Source organism: Pseudomonas sp. F007 (assembly GCF_057814275.1).
In genome coordinates, this window is sequence record NZ_JBVATA010000005.1 from 290441 (window position 1) to 310595 (window position 20155).

Annotated in this window: 16 protein-coding genes; 9 read left to right on the forward strand and 7 right to left on the reverse strand. The window is 62.5% G+C overall.

What is annotated here, in order from left to right; translation table 11 throughout:
• Positions 1–62: 62 nt before the first annotated feature.
• Complete coding sequence (locus ACZYR5_RS14190) at positions 63–230, forward strand: DUF6026 family protein (RefSeq protein ID WP_489090595.1); 168 nt, start codon at positions 63–65, stop codon at positions 228–230.
• 28 nt (positions 231–258) lie between these two features.
• Here the strand turns inward: ACZYR5_RS14190 and ACZYR5_RS14195 are convergent, their stop codons facing one another.
• A complete protein-coding gene (locus ACZYR5_RS14195; protein WP_489090596.1) occupies positions 259–5136 on the reverse strand; it encodes a dermonecrotic toxin domain-containing protein in 4878 nt (1625 codons plus the stop codon).
• Positions 5137–5368: 232 nt separating this feature from the next.
• On the opposite strand from ACZYR5_RS14195, the gene ACZYR5_RS14200 reads away from it, so the two are divergent.
• Both ACZYR5_RS14200 and ACZYR5_RS14205 read left to right on the forward strand, forming a co-directional pair.
• Positions 5369–7108 (forward strand): phosphoethanolamine transferase CptA, encoded by a 1740-nt coding sequence (locus tag ACZYR5_RS14200; protein WP_489090597.1) that lies wholly within the window; start codon positions 5369–5371, stop codon positions 7106–7108.
• 176 nt (positions 7109–7284) lie between these two features.
• The gene (locus ACZYR5_RS14205; RefSeq protein ID WP_489090598.1) at positions 7285–9531 is read left to right on the forward strand and encodes a TonB-dependent siderophore receptor; all 2247 of its coding nucleotides are present in this window, start codon (positions 7285–7287) and stop codon (positions 9529–9531) included.
• Between the two features lie 212 nt (positions 9532–9743).
• Here ACZYR5_RS14205 and ACZYR5_RS14210 read toward each other — a convergent pair whose 3' ends face one another.
• From ACZYR5_RS14210 to ACZYR5_RS14225, 4 genes are all read right to left on the reverse strand, one after another.
• The gene (locus tag ACZYR5_RS14210) at positions 9744–10235 is read right to left on the reverse strand and encodes a GNAT family N-acetyltransferase (RefSeq protein WP_489090599.1); all 492 of its coding nucleotides are present in this window, start codon (positions 10233–10235) and stop codon (positions 9744–9746) included.
• 100 nt (positions 10236–10335) lie between these two features.
• Positions 10336–11445 (reverse strand): cell division protein ZapE, encoded by a 1110-nt coding sequence (zapE, locus tag ACZYR5_RS14215; protein WP_489090600.1) that lies wholly within the window; start codon positions 11443–11445, stop codon positions 10336–10338.
• A gap of 243 nt (positions 11446–11688) precedes the next feature.
• A complete protein-coding gene (gene speB / locus ACZYR5_RS14220) occupies positions 11689–12648 on the reverse strand; it encodes an agmatinase (protein WP_489090601.1) in 960 nt (319 codons plus the stop codon).
• 13 nt (positions 12649–12661) lie between these two features.
• Positions 12662–13747: a polyamine ABC transporter substrate-binding protein gene (locus ACZYR5_RS14225; protein WP_489090602.1), complete on the reverse strand. Its 1086-nt coding sequence runs from the start codon at positions 13745–13747 to the stop codon at positions 12662–12664.
• A gap of 102 nt (positions 13748–13849) precedes the next feature.
• Between ACZYR5_RS14225 and ACZYR5_RS14230 the strand changes: the two genes are divergently transcribed.
• From ACZYR5_RS14230 to ACZYR5_RS14245, 4 genes are all read left to right on the forward strand, one after another.
• Positions 13850–14746, forward strand: a complete 897-nt coding sequence (locus ACZYR5_RS14230) for a LysR family transcriptional regulator (protein WP_489090603.1) — start codon at positions 13850–13852, stop codon at positions 14744–14746.
• A gap of 119 nt (positions 14747–14865) precedes the next feature.
• Positions 14866–16308 (forward strand): nucleobase:cation symporter-2 family protein, encoded by a 1443-nt coding sequence (locus tag ACZYR5_RS14235; RefSeq protein WP_489090604.1) that lies wholly within the window; start codon positions 14866–14868, stop codon positions 16306–16308.
• A gap of 61 nt (positions 16309–16369) precedes the next feature.
• Positions 16370–16843, forward strand: a complete 474-nt coding sequence (locus ACZYR5_RS14240; RefSeq protein WP_489090605.1) for an LEA/WHy family protein — start codon at positions 16370–16372, stop codon at positions 16841–16843.
• A 25-nt stretch (positions 16844–16868) separates the two neighbouring features.
• Entirely contained in the window at positions 16869–17414 is a 546-nt protein-coding gene (locus tag ACZYR5_RS14245) for a GNAT family N-acetyltransferase (protein WP_489090606.1), read from the forward strand.
• On the opposite strand, the gene ACZYR5_RS14250 is transcribed toward ACZYR5_RS14245, so the two are convergent.
• Positions 17407–18327, reverse strand: coding sequence for a carbon-nitrogen hydrolase family protein (locus ACZYR5_RS14250; protein WP_489090607.1), 921 nt, complete (start codon positions 18325–18327; stop codon positions 17407–17409). The genes ACZYR5_RS14245 and ACZYR5_RS14250 overlap by 8 nt on opposite strands.
• 84 nt (positions 18328–18411) lie before the next feature.
• Here ACZYR5_RS14250 and ACZYR5_RS14255 point away from each other — a divergent pair, with 84 nt between their 5' ends.
• The gene (locus tag ACZYR5_RS14255) at positions 18412–19323 is read left to right on the forward strand and encodes a LysR family transcriptional regulator (RefSeq protein ID WP_489090608.1); all 912 of its coding nucleotides are present in this window, start codon (positions 18412–18414) and stop codon (positions 19321–19323) included.
• Between the two features lie 14 nt (positions 19324–19337).
• Here the strand turns inward: ACZYR5_RS14255 and ACZYR5_RS14260 are convergent, their stop codons facing one another.
• Positions 19338–19589 (reverse strand): hypothetical protein, encoded by a 252-nt coding sequence (locus ACZYR5_RS14260; RefSeq protein WP_489090609.1) that lies wholly within the window; start codon positions 19587–19589, stop codon positions 19338–19340.
• A 164-nt stretch (positions 19590–19753) separates the two neighbouring features.
• Here ACZYR5_RS14260 and ACZYR5_RS14265 point away from each other — a divergent pair, with 164 nt between their 5' ends.
• A complete protein-coding gene (locus ACZYR5_RS14265; protein ID WP_489090610.1) occupies positions 19754–20071 on the forward strand; it encodes an ElaB/YgaM/YqjD family protein in 318 nt (105 codons plus the stop codon).
• Positions 20072–20155 lie beyond the last annotated feature (84 nt).

Below are 20155 nucleotides of genomic sequence, written 5' to 3' on the forward strand. Positions count from 1 at the left end.
CGAAAGTGCTCTCGAACGCGGGTTTCCGTGCTCGACCACCGGGTCAGACAGCGAGGTAAACAATGGGCACCGTCGTCAACACACTGCCGCCACAAACCCTGTACGTCACCATCCGTCGTGACGAACTGGCGCAACTCAAGGCTGATCGCGAGCGCCTGCTCAAGGAAGTCGCGCAACTGCGCCAGCAGTTGCAGGCTGATGACGCACCGGCCGTTCGCGCCCTGGGCTGAACCTCACCGCCGGTCGCTTGCAGCGTTGTCAGGCGTCCGGCGGCAGCACATCAAAGAAGTGCTGCTGGGCGAACGCCATCTTCATACCCCCCGGATACACCACCGTCGCCCCATATTGCTCGGGATGCAGCACCTGGTCGCGCACCGTGACGAAGCGCAGGCGCGCCAGTTTCAGGTGGCCGGTGGTCAAACGTTGGGTCACCCGCGCACTGCCGTGGAAGTGCGCGTACCACAACACCTTGCGTGACCCGCGGCTGCCGTTATCGAAAATTTCGTACTCCAGCAGGAAGTCCGCCTGGGTGGGGGTGGATTTGTCGGTCCAGAGCGGATTTTCGATCCGCACTTCCCGCTCGCCCAACAGGTACTCCAAGCTTCCGGCGTTGGGTGGCAGTTGCTTGGTCAGTTCGATACGCAGCTTGCGCCCTTCACGGGTCAATGTTTTGCCAGCATTGCCGAGGTCCTGGAAAACCTTGACCGCGTTGCCCCACTCCGCACCTTTCAAACCTTGCATGGCCGAATGAACCTGCAGTTCCAGGTCGGTGAATTTTTTCGCCTGGGATAAAAAACGATCCTCAAGGCTGGCAGGTTCACGGTAGCGGGAAGCGTCTTTCTTGTAGCTGGCGAGCAGCAGCGGCAGTTCTTCCAGCATCTTTCCAGCCTTGCCCAGCAGCGCCTGCAGGGCTGGCGCCGGCGTGGCGGGCGGCATGGGCTCGACAGGTGCCTGCTGGCGCTGGCGGTAAATGCCCTGCTCCTTGTCCTTGTAGAAAATGAGCTGTTGCTCGGTTGCGCCATCCTGCACCACCACCGTTTCTTCCGGCTCGCTGTCACTGCTCGATTGCACATCGCCGACGCGGAAACCCTCTGTCGTCTTGATCAGCCGCTCATTGGGGCGGCGGACGCGCTTGCGGCTTTTTTTCACCGGTTGCGCAGCCGCTGCCGGTTCGTCCTGTTCGGTGGACGTGCGGTGGATGTCTTCGCTGATCGATTCGCCGAGTTCGGCTTCGGCAATGGCACGCATCCGCGCCAGGGCTTCAAGGAATTTTTCCAGGAACAACTGCGCCACGTAACTGGGACGGTCGCCCACCTTGCGCAGATTGGCCGCCAACAACTGCGCATCGTTATAGACGTTGATCGCGTCCTGCAGCAATTCGACCCGCTCGCTGGCGTCAAACCCCTGGGTCGCGCGTACGCGCAGCACGCCATCAGTGACCGCCCCCAGGCGCGCCTTGCCCAGGCCTTCAAGGCCGGCGACTTCCGCCAGGCTGGGCACCAGCGCTGCGTCGCCGGCCAGGGCGCCGCGCAGGCACATCAACTCGTGAAGAATCAGCCAGTCGGTGGTTTTTACCCGCTCGTCGAGAATCGCCTTGATCCTCTGGGTTTCCGGCGACAGGTAGCCGGTTCGTTGCAGCAGGCCCTTGCGCATGCTGCGGTCGAGTGTCTCCAGGTCGCTCATGGCCTGTTCCAGCAGACTGCTGATGCGGATGCGTTCGGGAAAGGCATTGATCACTCGCTTGCGGGCTTCGAGCAATACGCTGTAGGGCACATCGGTGATCACCGTGCGCTGTTCGAACGCCAGGGGAAAGACGCTGCGCACCGACAAGCCCAACTCCCACCACACCGCCGAGACCTTGATCAGGTTTTCATCGATTGCGCCGTAGCAGGCGACCAACTGCTGGAGGTTTTCCAGGATCGCCTCACGCTGATAGTCCGGGTCCTTGGCCAACAGGCTGGCAATTTCCTCCCCTAGCCGGCTCTGGTCGAGATAACCGTTGATGTAGACCCTGGCCTTCTTCTTGTAATCGATGTCGATGGCATGCAGTTTTTTACGCATCACCACTCGTTCCTCCAGCAACCGCTGTTTCTCGCTACCGGTGGCGGCCTCGATGGCCTCGGTCTTCAAGGCGATTTCATTGGCCAGCAACTGGCCCTTGCGGTGGGCCGCCTGACCGATTTCCAGGGCCTGGGCAATGCTCGCCTGAATTTGCGGCTGGCGCGCCTGGAGCTTCCTGACCTTCAGCGCAATCTCGGCACGCCGTGCCCGCAGCGCGGAGTCGGCAAACACATCCGACAGATACCGACTCATGCCCGGCCCGCCACCGCGTACGCGCATTTCTGGCGCAATTTCCCAGCGCCCCTGCCCCTGGTGGCTGAGTTGCAGGCCGCTGATCCGCTGCCCGAGATGATCGAGAACGACCACATTGGCGTTGTCCGCAGGCTCCACATTGGCCCAGCCAAAGCCCCGCAGGCGCGCTGGCACCTGGACGTACCAGCGTCCGCCAACCACCACCACGCCTTGCGGGGCAGTCGCGCTGACGACCTCACCCTGCCCCGCCTGGGCGGTACTGAGAAAACGCTCGAGCAACTGACGCGAATCGGCGCTGACCGGGGTGCTGAAGTCCAGCACGCTGTCGCGGATGGCACTGGCCGCGCCGGGGCCGATCGGCGTTTTCACCGAGGCCTTGAGCGCCGCCACGCCCGGGCGAGCGACAATCGAGTGGTGCTCGAAGGCTTTGACCGGCGCGCCCGTACGCGGTGACAGGCGGTGAAGCAGTGCAGCCAACGCCAGGTTGATCAGCAGGTTGTACATCAAATCAGTGGCCGGTTCGCTGTCGCCCGAGGCCAGCGGCTCAAGGGCTTGCAGCACCGAGGCCTCCAGGGTCAGCAGCCAGCCAACGGCGGCAATCGGCCCACTGACAAACGGCAGTACCGCGTTGAGCAGGCCATTGAAAATCCCTTCGCCCAGTTGCTGCAGAGTGTTCCAGCGATGCTCGGCGTCGGAGACGGTCTGCTCGTCCGCCAACTGTGCCAGCACCTCGGCATTAGCCGTATACAAATGGGCGGTGATATCGCCTTCGAGGGCCGACAGGGCAAAGCGGGCGGGGTGCGAGGCCAACAACTCGGTGCCGAACAGCACGCCGACGGGATGGGGTTCGACAAAGCCGCCATTGCCGAACATTCGGCGGCCCTCGGGAGTCATCCAGTCGAGCAGGCTCTTTTGCACCGACACCCCCTGCCCGCTGGCGCCGCGTGCCTTGTCGCCGACGATCTCGGTCATCAGCGCCTGCAGCGAGGCAAACTCGATCAGGGGTTCCGGGTACAGCGGTCGGTAGAGGACATGGGGGCCGGTGGTCACATCAGCGGGGCCGAACACGAACATGTTGCTCACCGGATGACGGTCGCTCGACACATCGGCCTCGAACGCCAGTGATCTTGCGACCATCGCCTGGCCGCTGACCCGCCTGGCTTGCGAATCCTGCTCCAATGCAGCGGCGACGCAGCGATAGCCGGCATCGCTGAACCCTGACTGTTCGCGGATGCAGTTCTCCAGGGCCCGCATCGGCAACTGGACGCGCAACTGTCCGGCGAACAGACTTTGCCGCGCGGCCCGCTCAACCGGGTCATCGAGCAGCCGGCGGCGGACTTCTGCCGGGTAGGCCTTGCCGATATCCGCCTCGTTGATCAAGGCCCTGACCGTGTCAAGGTTCATCCACGCCGGGGCCGGGGAGCCGTCGCGGCGCTTGAACTCGGACGCGAGGAACGGCACCCCGGCCAGGTTGCTCAGGGCGCGCTGGGTCAGGCTTTGGGTCTCGCCCACCAGCCGACCGGTAGCGGGCCCGACGATCACCAGCAGACCGTCTTCGTTGCGGTACTGGGTGATGTCGATCAGGTCGGGGTCGACCGCTTCGCCATACGCCGCCATGTGGTCTTGCAAAGTTTCCCGGGCAAACTGCTCGGCCCCTGGAATGTCGTGATTGTAGGCCTGGCCTTTGCTCGCCTGCTGCAGCGCCCCCAGGCGAAACAGGTAGCGACTGTAGGCCTGGGCCTGGCTCGGGCTCGCATCAATCAGCCAGTCCGGCAACTGGCTGCTGATTTCGCTGTACAGCCTTTGCTCGTACGCCCCGGGATTCTGCTTGAGCAGATGGGGCGCCAGATCGGTCAACCGGGCGAAGCGCTCTTCGAGGACGCTCAGGTCCTGGCCTTCAAGGCTGCCGAAGAAATTCAGGCCCTCCAGTTGATTGTTCAGCAGTGCCTGGGCCTGGGTGACAAACACATCCCCATAGGACTCGTAGGGCTGCAGTTCGAGGGCGTCGATTTCGCGCCGGCGCCCCCATTTGTCGGCCTCGGCGTCGGCAAACGCCTGCAGGCTGTCGTACGCCTCGATCACGCCGCTGGCGCTGATCGCCAGCACCACGTCGCCTTGCTCGACCGTGCGCACCGCCAGCAGATCGACGGCCAGATGGGCGCTGTGGGTTCGTCCGGTGCGGGTGTGCAGGTCCATCAGAAACACCCGGGTACAGTCCGCGCCGTACAGTTCGAGCCGGTCTTGCTTGACCGGACAGCGCAGTACCTGCAGCACGGTGTCGACCTGGGCGGCATCGAGGAACTCGGCGCTGGCCAAAGGCCCCATGCTCACCTGCACCGCGCTCCTGAGCACATCGCTGAGCCATTGCCAGCGCCGGCTGCCGTCGACGGTCGGTTCGTTCCAGTAGTCCGTCAGCGCCTGCTGCATGGCCGCGATCATCACCTGGGGCAGGCGGCGCAGCAGGTCTTCGACCTCGCGCATTGACAGGTCAATGCGGCGGTTTTGCCCATCGCTCAGATAATGCTCGGAGGTGAACAGCAGGTTGGCGCTGGCGGTGAGCGCATGCAATATGACTTCGAGCAGCGGGGTGGTGCTGTAGCCGTCAATCCGCGAGGCTGCGACGGCTGTGTCAGCGACCCAGTTCGGCGAGTTGAGTGACGTACTGAGTACATCGATATTCAGCCCGGGATAGCGGTTATTCAGCGCGCCGGTGAACTGCTTCAAGGCCACGCTGACCAGGATCGGTCGGTCGCTGAACTCGGCCTGGACGGCCTGGGCCAGGGTGTCGGAATAGTCCGGGGAGGATGGGTCATTGTCAGTCATCGCAACGTCCTGTTGGAATAGCAGGCGCCCTCGCCTGCACTGCCCTGATGGAATGCCAATCAGCAGCCGGCTGTGCGGTAGTCCTTTATCCCAACGGCATTGTTCACAAACTTTTCACATCCCCTTACAGATACTGTAAAGCACTGTTGACGCTCGATTTTCGAGCGTTTTTTTTGCACCGGCAGCCAGGTTTGTCTGGCGCTGGAAGTCACGAATGATGCTGGAGCGCTGGATGGCGACGTTAGAACGCAGCGGTACGCCTGCAAAAGGTTTTGATTGGGCCGGCCTTGGCTGGCTGTTCCTGTTTTTCTGGTATTTCTCCGGAATCACCCAACTGCTGATCCTGTTGAGTGACACCGCGGGCTTCAGCGGTTTCCGCCAGGCCTTCGTGATGAGTGCCATCTGGCTGGCACCGATGCTGTTGTTCCCTGCGCGCACTCGCCTGCTGGCAGCGATCATCGGCGTGGTGCTGTGGGCCTGCTCCATGGCGAGCCTGGGGTACTTCTTCATTTACCAGCAGGAGTTCTCGCAGAGCGTCATCTTCATCATGTTCGAGTCGAACGTGTCGGAAGCTGGCGAATACATGACGCAGTACTTTGCCTGGTGGATGGTCGCCGCGTTCCTCGCCCACACCCTGGTGGCGCTGTTCCTCTGGAGCCGCCTGCGCCCGGTGTACCTGTCCCGTGGCAAGGCGCTGCTGGCAGCCACGGCGATTGTGGTGGCCGTGGTCGGTTATCCGCTGGTCAAGCAGACCGCGCGTACCGGTAGTCTGGCCGCCGGTTACGAGAAATTCGAAACCCGCATCGAGCCGGCCGTGCCTTGGCAGATGCTGGTGGCGTACCGCCGCTACGGTGAGACCCTGGCCAGCATGCAGGGCATGCTCGACAATGCCAGCCAGGTGCCGCCGCTGCACAACTTCAAGGACGCCATGGCCAACCAGCCGGCGACCCTGGTGCTGGTGATCGGCGAATCCACCAACCGTCAGCGCATGAGCCTGTACGGTTATCCGCGTGAAACCACGCCGGAGCTGGACAAGCTCAAGGATCAACTGGCGGTGTTCGACAACGTCATCACTCCGCGCCCCTACACCATCGAGGCGCTGCAACAGGTCCTGACCTTTGCCGATGAAGAGAACCCGGACCTGTACCTGAAGACCCCGTCGCTGGTCAGCATGATGAAACAGGCCGGCTACAAGACCTACTGGATCACCAACCAGCAGACCATGACCAAGCGCAACACCATGCTCACGACCTTCTCCGAACAGGCCGATGAACAGGTGTACCTGAATAACAACCGCAACCAGAACGCCCGCCAATACGACGGTGATGTGCTGGAACCCTTTGCCAAGGCCCTGTCCGACAGCGCGCCGCGCAAGTTCATCGTGGTGCATCTGCTGGGCACGCACATGAGCTACCAGTACCGTTACCCGCCGACCTTCGACACCTTCCAGGATCGCCAGGGCGTGCCACCCGGTGTCAGCGATGACCAGTTGCCGACCTACAACAGCTACGACAACGCGGTGCGCTACAACGACTTCGTGGTCTCCAGCCTGATCAAGGACTACGCCAAGACCGATCCGAACGGCTTCCTGCTGTACCTCTCCGACCACGGCGAAGACGTATTCGACTCGGCCGGCCACAGCACCCTGGGCCGTAACGAAGCCAAGCCGACGGCGCCTATGTACACCATTCCGTTCATGGCCTGGGCCTCGCCGAAATGGCGCGAGCACCACGATTGGAACTTCGCCGGTGACTTGCAGCGGCCCTACAGCAGCTCGCACCTGATCCACACCTGGGCCGACCTCGCCGGGCTGAGCTTCGACGAACTGGACCGCAGCAAGAGCCTGGTCAGCGACAGCTTCAAGCCACGCCCGCTGCTGATCGGCAATCCCTACGAGGTCGAACAGAAAGCCCTGATCGACTTCAGCCTGATGAAGCCGAAGGCGCCTGCACCGGCCGTGGTCAAGCAATAGAGTGATGCCTCGGGGGCGGGTGCCAGCCCCCCCCTTTTCTTCCGTCGGGCGTGCAGCCCTGCAGGCCTCGACGGAAAGATTATTAATAATTATTCGCAATAAGCCTAAATTCTCTGATCCCCCTTCGTCTTTGAGCAAACGGAATTTTTCCACCCGAAGACAAGGAGTCGGCTGCGATGTTCGCGCCTATCACCCGTTCCATGACCCTGACCCTGGGCCTGTGCAGTGTTGCCCTGTGCCCTACCGCCCATGCGGAAACCGAGACCGAAAAACAGCAGGAGCCGGCCGCCAAGGCCCTTGAGTTGGACACCACCAACGTCAACGCTCTCGCCCTGGGTAGCACCACCGAAAATACCGATTCCTACACCACCGGTGCGATGAGCACCGCGACTCGGTTGAATCTTTCGATCAAGGAAACGCCGCAGTCAGTCTCCGTGGTCACTCGCCAGCAAATGGACGACTTCAAGCTCTCGACCCTGTCCGAAGCCATGAGCCAGACCACCGGTATCGTCGTCCAGCACAACGACTCCGACCGGGTCAGCTATTCGTCCCGGGGCTACTCGATCAACAACTTCCAGATCGACGGCATGCTCAACACCTTCGGGCGCATGAAGTCCGACTCCGACACCATCATCTACGACCGCATCGAAGTGGTGCGCGGCGCGACTGGCCTGACCACCGGCGCCGGCGACCCGTCCGCGACCATCAACATGGTGCGCAAGCGCCCGACTCACGAGTGGGAAGCCAAGACCGGTGTCAGCGGCGGCAGCTACGACGATTACTACAGCTACGTCGACGTCGGCGGACCGCTGGCCTTCGATGGTCGCCTGCGCGGCCGTAGCGTACTGGCCTACCGCGACAGCAAGTCATTTCGCGATCACTATCAACTGCAGCGCGAAGTCGGCTACGGCATTCTCGAAGCCGACCTGACCGACGACACCGTGCTGGCGGTGGGCTACGACTACCAGAACAAACATGTCCAGGGCACCTCCTGGGGCACCGTGCCCTACTGGAATTCCAATGGCGACAAGGCCAACCTGCCACGTTCCACCAACATGGCGACCAGCTGGAGTTCCTGGCCACTGAAGGACAAGACCGCCTTTGCCAACCTCGACCAGAACCTGGGCAACGGCTGGCACATGAAAGCCGCCTACACCCACCGCGAAAGCGACACCGACGGCAAGGTCTACTACGGCGGTGGCGGTTACCCCAACGACGACCGCAGCGGCATGGTGGCCTACCGCAGCCACATGAAGGGCGAGCAGAAGATGGAGGTCTATGACTTCAACTTTGCCGGCCCTTATCAGTTACTGGGCCGCGAGCACGAGTTGATGGTCGGCTATGGCGAGGCCGAGCGCAGTGCCTCGAGCCCGTATCTGGTGGAGGCGCCGACGCCCCCGGGCTACGACAATATTCCCGACTGGAAATACATGGGCAACATCCCCAAGTTCCGCGACACCGATACCGGCATCGAGGGCTCCAACGACAGCACCCGGCAGAAAGCCGGTTACCTGGCCACTCGCCTGAGCCTCACCGATCAATGGCACGCGGTGTTGGGTAGTCGCTACGGCAGCTGGAAAACCAGCAGCAACTATTACTCCTTCGATGAGCAAAATCACCGCACCGGTAACGACCACAGCAGCCAGGTGGAAAACGACGTCTTCACCCCCTACGCCGGCCTGTTGTACGACATCACCCCGGAGTACACCGCCTACGTCAGCTACACCGACATCTTCAAGCCGCAGACCGAGCGCGATGCCAGCCGCAAATACCTGGAACCGATTGTCGGCCAGAACTACGAAGTGGGCCTCAAGGGCAGTTTGCTGGACGAGCGCCTGAACATTGCCACCGCGGTGTTCTGGAGCAAGCAGGACAACGTCGCCGAACTCGACGACTCGGTGCCACCGGATCCGCTGACCGGCGAAGAGTTCTACAAGTCCGGTGGCAAGGGCAACAAGGTGCGGGGTTTTGAGGCAGAGGTGTCCGGCGAAGTATCGTCAGGCTGGAACATGACTGCCGGCTACACCTACACCCACTCGGTCAACGGTGAAGACCAGCGCAACAACACCGCGCAACCCCTGAACATGCTGCGGGTGTCCACCGCCTATCGCCTGCCGGGGGAATGGAGTGCACTGACGGTGGGTGGCGCGGTGAACTGGCAGAGCGATATCTACGGCACCGCCAACCGTCCAGTGGGGCGTAACGCCAATGGCAGAATCATCACCGAGCGCAGCCGGATCAATCAGGGCAGCTACTCGGTGGTGAAACTGATGTCACGCTACGAGATCGACAAGAACCTCAGCGCTTCGTTGAACGTCGATAACCTGTTTGACGAGAAGTACTTCGACAACGTTGGTTTCTACAACGGCGTGTTCTGGGGTGATCCGCGGACGGTGACGTTGAGCCTGGATTATCGGATGTAGGAACTGACCCTGGGTACATCAGACACGCCGCCTTCGCCGCCTTCGCCGGCAAGCCGGCTCCTACAGGGATTGAACAACTGTGGGAGCGGGCTGTGTAGGAGCTGGCTGTGTAGGAGCTGGCTGTGTAGGAGCTGGCTTGCCAGCGAAGCCTTTAGCGTTTTCAGAGACGCCTTCGCCGGCAAGCCGGCTCCTACAGTGTCATCGGCCAGACCTCAAAGCCCCTTGGTCCAGAACATCATCCGCCCATGAGCCGGGTCGAACATGCCGGCGCTGAAGCCGAACTTGGCGTAGGCCGCCTGGGCGACATCGTTGCCTTCCAGCACTTCCAGGGTGATCTTGCAGCAGCCGCGCTGACGGGCGATCTCCTCGACCTTGTGCAACATCTTCTGGCTCAGGCCCAAACCACGAAACTTGTCGACTACCGCCACGTCGTGCACGTTGACCAGCGGTCGACAGGCAAAGGTCGAAAAACCCTCGAAACAGTTGACCAGCCCCGCCGGCTCGCCATTGACGAAGGCCAGCACGCTGAACGCGTGAGGGCGCTTGGCCAGTTCGCCTGGCAGTTGCTGCAGGACGTCGGCTTCCAGGGGGTGGCCGCCGCCCATCGGGTCTTGCGCGTAGTGGTCCAGCACCAGGCAGATCGCCTCGGCGTGAATCGGGTTGCTGTAGCTGGCCTGGAGTATCAGGATGTCTGCGGAGTCCATTGCGTTCCCTCGATCAATAAGTGTGCTTCCCTGCGGGTGTCGCCCGGGGCCATCGACATTAACGCGCGCCACGCCTGCCCACAACCCCGCCCCCATTGCTTCAGACGTCGGCGAAGCGCTGCAATTGCATTTCCTTCAAGCGGCTCAGGGTGCGACGGAACGGGAACGCCAGGTAGCCCTGGGTGTACAGCTCATCCATTGGCACCTGTGCTTCCAGATAAAGCGGGACTTTGCGGTCGTAGCACTCATCGACCAGGGCGATAAAACGCCGCACGCTGTCATCGTGTACCGAGAGTTGGGGCAACTCGCGATCACCGGCCTCGACCTGCGCGCTGGCGTCTTCGGTGCCCCGGGCAATGCGTCCCGCACGTGGCTGCGCGCTGAGGTTGGGCACCTCGCTGAGCAGGATGGCGCGGAAGCGATCACACAGGGCCATGAAGTCCATCGCCGCAAACGGCTGCTCGCACAGATCGGCGTAGCGGCACCAGAGCACCCGCTCGCTGGCCTTGACCACCTGCACGGTGCGATAGCCCAACGCCAACGGTTCACTCGACACCGACTGACCCTCGGTCAATTGGTCAAAGACCGCAGCAATGGCCTGCGGCTGGTTGACCCAATAACGCTGCACATTCACCCCTGGGTGCAAGCGATGATCCTCGCCACCGTCCACCGCCACCACCTGCATATGCGCCTCGATCGCGGCAATTGCCGGCAGGAAGCGCTCGCGGTTGAAGCCGTCGCCATAAAGTTGCTGCGGTGGCTGATTGGAGGTGCAAACCATCACCACGCCTTCATCGAACATGACCTGGAACAGCCGGCCGAGAATCAGCGCATCGCCGATGTCGTTGACGAACAGCTCATCGAAACACAGCACCCGCACCTCGGCACTCAGCTCCCGGGCCAGTGCGCGCAAGGGATCGGCGGTGCCGGTCAGTTGAAACGAACGCTGGTGGACCCAGCCCATGAAGTGATGAAAGTGCTGGCGTCGCGCTGGCACCTGCAGGGTCTGGTAGAACTGATCCATCAACCAGGTCTTGCCCCGGCCCACCGGGCCCCACAGGTAAACCCCGGAGATCGGCGATTGGCCCTGATGCAGCGCCTGGTGACACTGCTGCAAGGCCTGTACCGCGCGCTCTTGCGCAGCGTCGGTGACGAAACCCTGTTGGTTGATGGCGTATTGATAGGCGCTGAGGGGCGAGTCGAAGGTCATGCTGGCCCTTGGGTGATGGGATAAAACACCCATTATTGCATGCGACATTGCCACTACTGGATTTTCGAGTTCACCAGATTTCTGCGGTGGACCTGCTGGCCTCATCGCCAGCAGGCTGGCTCACACAGGATCTATGTCACCGCACTCCCTGTAGGAGCTGGCTTGCCAGCGAAGGCGTAGTGTCAGGCACCACAGATGTCCCAGGTGCCGACCTCTTCGCTGGCAAGCCAGCTCCTACAGGGGTTAACGATCCACCTTATGCCGCGCCGCATACAGGCACAGCATCTCCATGGCCAGGGTTGCCGCTGCCAGCGAAGTGATATCGGCATGGTCATAGGCCGGCGCCACCTCGACCACGTCCATCCCCACCAGGTTGATCCCGCGCAAACCGCCGAGGATTTCCAGGGCCTGGGCCGTGCTCAGGCCGCCGCACACCGGGGTGCCGGTGCCGGGAGCGAAGGCCGGGTCGAGGCAGTCGATGTCGAAGGTCAGGTACACCGGGTTATCGCCGACCCGGGCGCGGATCGCCTCGACGATCGCCGCGCAGCCGCGCTGGTGCACTTGGCGAGCATCCAGCACGGCGAAGCCCTGGTGATCGTCGTTGGTGGTGCGCAAGCCGATCTGCACCGAGCGCGATGGATCCACCAGGCCTTCCCTGGCGGCGTGCCAGAACATGGTGCCGTGGTCGATGCGGCCGCCCTCTTCGTCCGCCCAGGTATCGCTGTGGGCGTCGAAATGGATCAGCGACAGCGCGCCGTGTTTGCGCGCATGGGCCTTGAGCAAGGGATAGCTGATGAAGTGATCGCCGCCCATCGTCAGCATTGCGCAACCGGCGTCGAGAATTTTATCGGCGTGGGCCTCGATATAGGCCGGCGTGTCCTGGGGCGAGCCGTAGTCGAAATTACAGTCGCCGTAGTCGATCACCGCCAGGTGATCAAACGGGTCGAAGGTCCACGGCCAATGCCGTTCCCAGGCCATCACCGTGGATGCCGCACGAATCCCCCGCGGCCCGAAACGGGCGCCGGGACGGTTGCTGGTGGCGGTGTCGAATGGCACGCCACTGACCACCACGTCCACCCCGCGCAAATCGCGGGTGTAACGTCGGCGCATGAAACTGGTGATGCCGGCGTAGGTGCTTTCGGCGGCGGTGCCGTACAGGCTGTCGCGGGTCATGGCCTGGTCGTTGTGTTCGGAAATGTCCATCAGGCAATCCTTGTTATTGGCGGCTACGGAAGGTGGTCCACAAGCGGGTACGCTGGCGCATGTCTTTCAGGTTCATGCTGCGGTCGGCGTACAGCCGCTCGCGCACGGCAGTCGGTGGATAGATGTCGGGATCATTACGCACGGCCTCATCCACCAGCGGCGTCGCCGCCTGGTTGGCCGTGGCGAAGAACAGCGTGTTGGTCAGCGCTGCCACTGAGTCGGGGCGCAGCATGAATTCGATAAATTTGCGGGCGGCCTCGGGGTGCGGCGCATCCTTGGGAATCGCCAGGTTGTCCTGCCAGACCAAAGTGCCCTGGGTCGGAATTCGGTAGGCGATTTCAAAGGGTTTGTTGGCCTTGCGCGCTTGATCGGCAGCCATGCTCGCATCGCCGTTGTAGGCCAGGGCCAGGCACACGCTGCCGTTGGCCAGGTCGTTGATCTGCCGCCCGCTGGCGACATACTGCACCGACGGCTGCAATTGCAGGAGCAAGGCTTGGGCGGTCGCCAGATCCTCCTTGTCGGTGCTGTAGGGATCTTTACCCAGGTAATGCAGCGCCAGTCCGATCACCTCTTGCGGCGAGTCGATAATGGCGATCCCGCAGTCCTTGAGTTTGCTGGCGTATTCGGGCTTGAACAGGATGTCGAGGTTGTTCAGCGGCACGTCCGGCAAGCGCTTTTTCACCGCCTCGACGTTCATCCCCAAGCCCAGGGTGCCCCAGGTATAAGGCACTGCGAAGCGGTTGCCAGGATCGACAGCCGCGAGTTTTTCCAGCAAGTCCGGATCAAGGTTGGCGTAGCCCTTGAGCGAATCGTGGGGAATGGCCTGCAATGCCCCAGCCGCTACGCCACGAGCCAGCACACTGGAGGATGGCACCACCACGTCATAGCCACTGCCGCCGGTGAGCAACTTGGTTTCCAGGACTTCCGGGCTGTCAAAGGTGTCGTAGCGCACCTTGATCCCGGTTTCCTGCTCGAAGCGCTGCAAGGTCTGCGGCGCCACGTAATCGGCCCAACTGTAGAGATTCAGCACCGGGTCTTCAGCCTGGGCCGAGACCGCCACCGCGAGCAGCAACGCGGGAAACGCAAACTTGAGAGCCATGACCAGCACCTGGAGTCATTGAAGTGCTTGCAGGATGCAGGGCAAGATACATCGTTAAAATCTCAAGTTAATCACCCTGACTTTATCCAGGAGTAATGTTTGATGCTCGGTCAACTCCACGACCTCGACCTGCAACTGCTGCGCCTGTTCGTCAGCGTGGTCGAGTGCGGAGGCTTCAGCGCAGCCCAGGGTGAACTGGGGCTGAGCCAGTCGAGCATCAGCCAGCACATGGCCCGGCTCGAGACCCGCCTCGGCTATCGCCTGTGCAGCCGTGGCAAGGGCGGTTTCAAATTGACGGCCAAGGGCGAGCAATTGCTGCTGGCGACCCGTGGTCTGTTCGAGTCCATCGAGACTTTCCGCCATCAGTCCAACGGCGTCGCCGGACGCCTGATCGGTGAAGTGCGCCTCGGGCTCTCTGAAGCCCTCGACCCCTCAGTGGTGCAGCGGGTGGCGCGGGCGATCAGCCAGTTTCGCCAGCGCGACGAGTCCGTGCGCCTGGAACTGCTCAGCGCGATGCCCGGAGAAATGGAGCGCCTGCTGTTGCAGCAACGGCTGGACCTGGCCATCGGCTACTTCTCCCAGGCCCAGAGCGCCTTCGACTATCGCCCGCTGTTCAGCGAAACCCAGCATCTGTACTGCGCCGCCGGCCATCCACTGTTTACCCTGCCGGACCCCGACGCCACAGCGCTGGCGGCCAGCGACCTGGTGGAACACCCCTACCGCTTCCTGCGCAATGACCTGCCCTTGCACAACCGCGTCGGTTCGGCACGTTCGGAACAGGTCGAAGGCACCCTGGCGTTTATCCTCAGCGGCCGTCACGTCGGCCACCTGCCCGAGCATTTTGCCCGCAGCTGGCAGGACCAGGGCCTGCTCAAGGCCATCGGCCAGCCGCAACACAGTTTCGAGGTGGCCTTCCACCTGGCCCGGCATCGCGCCCAGGTGCCGGGGGATGCGCAACTGGCGTTCGAGGAGGATCTGCTGGCGGCCTTCGCTCAATAGCTCGATGGGCGAATACGGGATAACTTTCAATGCTTTAGTCTGTTGTCACTGTCGATGAGTAGACCTTTCTGGCATCCTGCGCCTCCTTTTTCCGACCTGACCCTACCGGCACCTTTCCCGTGACCTCATCCGCCCACGCAAAAACTGCCCCGCATTCCGACCTGATCTACGGCCTCTACGACCGCCCACATTTCACCGCGACCCTTTTCGCCGCGCTGCAACACGTGCTGGCGAGTTTCGTCGGGATCATCACCCCGACCCTGATCATGGGCAGCGCCCTGGGCCTGCACAGTGAAATCCCCTACCTGATCAGCATGGCGTTGTTCGTCTCGGGCCTGGGCACCTTCGTCCAGGCTCGGCGTTTCGGCCCCATCGGTTCGGGACTGCTGTGTTTGCAAGGCACCAGTTTTTCGTTCATCAGCGTGATTCTCAGCGCCGGCTTCATGGTCAAGGCCCGGGGCGGCGGCACCGACGAGATCCTTTCGACGATTTTTGGCGTGTGCTTTTTCGCTGCCTTTATCGAAGTGGTGCTGAGCCAGTTCATCGGCAAGCTGCGCATGCTGATCACCCCGGTGGTCACCGGCACCATCATCACCTTGATGGGCCTGTCGTTGATCAAGGTGGCGATGACCGACATTGCCGGCGGCTTTGGCGCCACCGACCTGGGCGGCGCCCATCACCTGGCCCTGGCGGCGCTGGTGCTGGGCACCATCGTCGTGCTGAACCGGGTCGACGTGCCCTTCCTGCGCCTCGGGGCGATTGTCATTGGCCTGACCCTCGGCTATCTGGTGGCCTGGCTGATGGGTGACGTCGACTTCGCCAACATGACCGACGTGCCACTGATGAGCGTGCCGGTGCCGTTCAAATACGGCTTCAACTTCGACTGGGTGGCGTTTATTCCGGTGGCGGTGATTTTCCTGGTGTCGCCGCTGGAAGCCGCCGGCGACCTGACCGCCAACTCGATGATTTCCCAGCAGCCGGTCAAGGGTCCGGTGTACATCCGCCGGATCAAGTCCGGGCTATTGGCCGATGGCCTCAACTCGGCCATGGCCGCGGTGTTCAACAGCATGCCGATGGTGACCTTTGCGCAGAACAACGGGGTGATCCAACTGACCGGCGTCGCCAGTCGCTACGTGGCCTTCTTCATTGCCGGCCTGCTGGTGTTGCTGGGGTTGTTCCCGATGATTGGCGCGGTGCTGCAACTGATGCCCAAGCCGGTGCTCGGTGGCGCCGAACTGGTGATGTTCGGCACGGTGGCGGTGGCTGGGGTGAAGATCCTCGCCGAAGCCGGGCTGCACCGGCGCAATATGCTGATCGTGGCGATCTCCCTGGGCATGGGCCTGGGCGTGGCGGCGGTCCCGGAAGTATTGCGCGAACTGCCCAAGGCGCTGCACAACATCTTCGAATCGCCGATCACCGTCGGCGCGTTGTGCGCTATCGTGCTGAACATGTTCCTCCCGGAAGAGTTCATCGAACTGCAAGAGGACGACTTCGACCCCGAAGCGTCGGTCCTGCAGGTCATGGAAAATCCGGACGTCAGCCCTCACGGATCGCGTCACTGAACGGCTGACGCCAGCAGGGTCGAATCGTGAGGGTTCGACCCTTGATGACAAGAGCCCAACCATGCGTCGATTGTTACTCTCAGGCCTGTGCCTGTTGCTCCTCAGCCTTGGCGGATGCGCGCTGTTCCCGGACCGCGACCCGCTGAACATCAACGTGGTGGGCCTTGAACCGCTGCAAAGCCAGGGCATGGAAGTGCGTTTTGCGGTGAAGATCCGCGTGCAGAACCCCAACGACAACCCGATCGACTACAACGGCGTGGCCTTGAACCTCGAGGTCAATGGCCAGCCGCTGGCGTCGGGGGTCAGCGATCAACGGGGCAGCATCGGCCGGTTTTCCGAAACGGTGGTCACGGTGCCGGTGAGCATTTCCGCTTTTTCAGTGATGCGCCAGACCCTCGGCCTGAGCCAGACCCAATCCCTCGACAACCTGCCCTATGTGCTGCGTGGCAAGCTCGCGGGCGGGCTGTTCGGCACCCAGCGCTTTGTCGACAGCGGCCAGTTGAGCCTGGCCAGCCCGCTGGCGGGCGCCCGTTAACCGTCTCAAGGAAGAGCTTTGCAGCATGGCCGATTACCCAACCCTGTACACCGAGCGCCTGATCCTCAAGCCGCTGGAACTGGCGGACGCCGAGGCGATCCAGCAACAGTTCGCCCACTGGGAGGTGGTGCGCTACCTCAATGCCCAGGTGCCCTGGCCGTACCCGGAGGACGGCGCCCTGCACTACCTGCAAGACATCGCCCTGCCAGCGATTGAACGGGGCGAGGAATGGCACTGGTCGCTGCGCCTGAAATCGGCGCCCGAACAGTTGATTGGCAACATCAGCCTGATGGACGAGCAGGATAACAACCGTGGCTTCTGGATGGGCCTGCCCTGGCAAGGTCAGGGGCTGATGGCCGAAGCCTGCGCCGAGGTCACCCGCTACTGGTTCGAGGACCTTGGCCGCGATTGCCTGCGGGTGCCCAAGGCCTCGCCCAACCTGGCCTCGCGGCGCTTGTCGGAGCGCAGCGGGATGCGTTTGATCCGAGTCGACGACGATGAGTTCGTCGGTGGGCGTTATGCCCGCGAGACCTGGGAAATCACCCGCCAGGAATGGCGCCGGCTCAAATGAAGCGCACGCCTGGTTTGGCCCGCTGGTCGACGCTCAACTCGAACACGTCCGGGCGCGCGTAGTGCCCAACCACGTCAAAGTCATAACGGGCGCGGACCAGTTCATCGGTATCGATTTCTGCCCATAACAGGCCCGGGCCATCGCGCAGCGGTCCGGCCAGCACGTCCCCCATCGGCCCGATGATCACGCTGCCGCCGGCAATCAACGGTCGTTCCGCCGGCCAATTGCTCACCTCGATTCCAATTGCTGCGGGCGAGGCCTGGACCTGACAGGCACTGACCACAAAGCAGCGTCCCTCATGGGCAATGTGGCGCATGCTGACTTGCCACATTTCGCGCTCGTCCACCGTCGGCGCACACCACAGCTCCACGCCTTTGGCGTACATCGCGGTGCGCAGCAACGGCATCATGTTCTCCCAGCACACCGCGGCGCCGATCCGCCCCAGCGGACTGTCGAGCACCGGCAGTGTCGAGCCGTCGCCCTTGCCCCAGATCAGTCGTTCAGTACCGGTGGGCATCAATTTGCGGTGCTTGGCCACCAGCCCGCACTGCGGGTCGAAGTACAGCGCGGTGCAATACAGGGTGCTGGCGTCCCGCTCGATCACGCCGAGCACCAGATAGGCGCCGGTGCGTGCACTCAATCCCGCCAGGGCCTCGGTTTCCGCCCCTGGTACGTCGATGGCATTGGCAAAGTAGCGGGCATAGGCATCGCGACCTTCCGGCAGCCGATACCCCAGTTGCGTACCGAAGCCTTCGCCCTTGGGGTAGCCGCCCAGCAGCGCTTCGGGCATTACCACCAGTGACGCACTGGCGTCGATGATTGCCTGTTCATAGGAAAGAATCTGTTCCAGGGTTTCGCCCTTGCCACCTGGCAAGGAGCCGATCTGCAGTGCGGCAACGATGGACTTGGGCATGACGGTGACTCCCTGAGAATGAGGTGTTGCCCATTCTCCGGCGGCCATGGATCATCAATAAAGCCCCATTCGCTGCTAAATGATATGAGCCATATGAATATCACCGACGTCGACCTCAACCTGCTGAAAGTCTTTGAAGCCCTGCACGACGAGTCCAGCGCCAGCCGGGCGGCGCTGCGCCTGGGGGTCACCCAGTCGGCGGTGAGCGCGGCGTTGCGGCGTTTGCGCGAGGTCTATGGCGATCAATTGTTTGTGCGCACTGGCCGTGGCCTGGCACCCACCTTGCGGGCCAATCAGTTGAAACCGCTGCTCAGCGAGGCGCTGAACAAATGCCGGCAAAGCCTGGCCATGGTCGACCCGGCGGCTGAAGACTACGACGGCCGCTCGGTGATCGTCGGCATGTCGGATGATTTCGAGATTGCCTACGGGCGTCGGCTGATCGAGGAAATTGCCCGCCGGGCGCCGAAGTTGCGCCTGATTATCCGTCAGTGCCACAGCCAGATCGTCGCCCAGGCCCTGATGGAGCGCAGCCTCGATATGGCGATCTGCGCCGGGGGTTTCAGCGAGCGGCTGCTGAGCCGCCAGATCCTCGGCGAGGGCGACTACCGGTGTCTGGTGGACGCCACGAGCCTGACGCCGGGGCAGCAAACACTGGCGCTGGAGGAGTTTGTCCGGCGCGAGCACATTCTGGTGTCGTCGGGCGGGTTCATTGGCATCACCGACGAGGGCCTGGCCAGTCTGGGCCTGGGGCGCCGGGTCTGCGCCTCCACCAGCCATTTTGCCGCACTGCCGTTTCTGCTCAAAGGCAGCCAGGCAGTGGCGACCATCCCCGGGCATGCCGCACAGGCCATCGCCGAGCTAAGTGGCCTGGCGCTACTGCCCTGCCCGCTTGACCTGCCGCGCTACCCGATCGAACTGGGCTGGCGCACCAGCAGCCAACTGGATCCATTGCTGCTGAAAGTGCGCGAGGCGATTGTCGCCAGTTTCAGTCGCTGAACCGCTGTCGGGGATTATTTGGCGGCCATCAGGCGATTGACTTCACTGCGCACCATGTTGGCGAATTCCGGCGGCGACATCGCGTCCAGTTCCGCACGGACCCACTCGGCCCACTTGCCCTTGCGCTTGGCGCGCTCACCGAACAGACGCGCCGCTTCGCCCTTGGATTTACCCAGATTGCTCTGCCAGAGGTCGAACAGGCGGGACTTTTCATCTTCAAGCGCGGCGCGCTCGGCGAGGGATTTGTTGGCCAGATTGAAGCTCATGGGGGCGTTACCTGCTGCATAAATAGGTGACATCTTACACTGTAGGCAGAAATCTCCAGAGACGGATTTCCAGTGCACTGAGGATTCAGCGCAAAAAAGCTGCAACTTTTTCCAGTTGCCTACACTCCATTGTTCATCTTCACATACCAGCAAGGAGTCACCCGATGGCCCGTAGAACCGCCAGACAAGCCCAGGATGAGCAAATCAAGGACCAGGCCTTCAGCGAGTTGCAGGCGCTGATCGAAGAATCGGAAAAACTGCTCAAGAGCAGTGCCTCGCTGGTCGGCGAGGAAGCCGAGACCCTGCGGGGGCAGATCTCCCTGAAACTGCAACAGGCCCGCGACTCCGTGACCAGCGTGCGCGAACGCACCCAACCGGTGGTCGAGGCGACCGAGACCTACATTGGCGGGCATCCATGGCAGACCGTGGCGATCTCTGCCGGTTTTGGCCTGGTCGTGGGGTTGCTGCTGGGACGCCGTTAATCCCTGCCGCCGCAACTGTGGCGAGCGAGCTGCACCGCGCTCGCCACCTTGCCTCACTCCGTTCACTTATCTACCGCCCTGCCC

Excerpts from the sequence above, each read along its gene's own strand:
- ACZYR5_RS14190 (WP_489090595.1), top strand. The coding sequence starts at position 63 with ATGGGCACCGTCGTCAACACACTGCCGCCACAAACCCTGTACGTCACC.
- ACZYR5_RS14195 (WP_489090596.1), bottom strand. The coding sequence starts at position 5,136 with ATGACTGACAATGACCCATCCTCCCCGGACTATTCCGACACCCTGGCC.
- ACZYR5_RS14200 (WP_489090597.1), top strand. The coding sequence starts at position 5,369 with ATGGCGACGTTAGAACGCAGCGGTACGCCTGCAAAAGGTTTTGATTGG.
- ACZYR5_RS14205 (WP_489090598.1), top strand. The coding sequence starts at position 7,285 with ATGTTCGCGCCTATCACCCGTTCCATGACCCTGACCCTGGGCCTGTGC.
- ACZYR5_RS14210 (WP_489090599.1), bottom strand. The coding sequence starts at position 10,235 with ATGGACTCCGCAGACATCCTGATACTCCAGGCCAGCTACAGCAACCCG.
- zapE (WP_489090600.1), bottom strand. The coding sequence starts at position 11,445 with ATGACCTTCGACTCGCCCCTCAGCGCCTATCAATACGCCATCAACCAA.
- speB (WP_489090601.1), bottom strand. The coding sequence starts at position 12,648 with ATGGACATTTCCGAACACAACGACCAGGCCATGACCCGCGACAGCCTG.
- ACZYR5_RS14225 (WP_489090602.1), bottom strand. The coding sequence starts at position 13,747 with ATGGCTCTCAAGTTTGCGTTTCCCGCGTTGCTGCTCGCGGTGGCGGTC.
- ACZYR5_RS14230 (WP_489090603.1), top strand. The coding sequence starts at position 13,850 with ATGCTCGGTCAACTCCACGACCTCGACCTGCAACTGCTGCGCCTGTTC.
- ACZYR5_RS14240 (WP_489090605.1), top strand. The coding sequence starts at position 16,370 with ATGCGTCGATTGTTACTCTCAGGCCTGTGCCTGTTGCTCCTCAGCCTT.
- ACZYR5_RS14245 (WP_489090606.1), top strand. The coding sequence starts at position 16,869 with ATGGCCGATTACCCAACCCTGTACACCGAGCGCCTGATCCTCAAGCCG.
- ACZYR5_RS14250 (WP_489090607.1), bottom strand. The coding sequence starts at position 18,327 with ATGCCCAAGTCCATCGTTGCCGCACTGCAGATCGGCTCCTTGCCAGGT.
- ACZYR5_RS14255 (WP_489090608.1), top strand. The coding sequence starts at position 18,412 with ATGAGCCATATGAATATCACCGACGTCGACCTCAACCTGCTGAAAGTC.
- ACZYR5_RS14260 (WP_489090609.1), bottom strand. The coding sequence starts at position 19,589 with ATGAGCTTCAATCTGGCCAACAAATCCCTCGCCGAGCGCGCCGCGCTT.
- ACZYR5_RS14265 (WP_489090610.1), top strand. The coding sequence starts at position 19,754 with ATGGCCCGTAGAACCGCCAGACAAGCCCAGGATGAGCAAATCAAGGAC.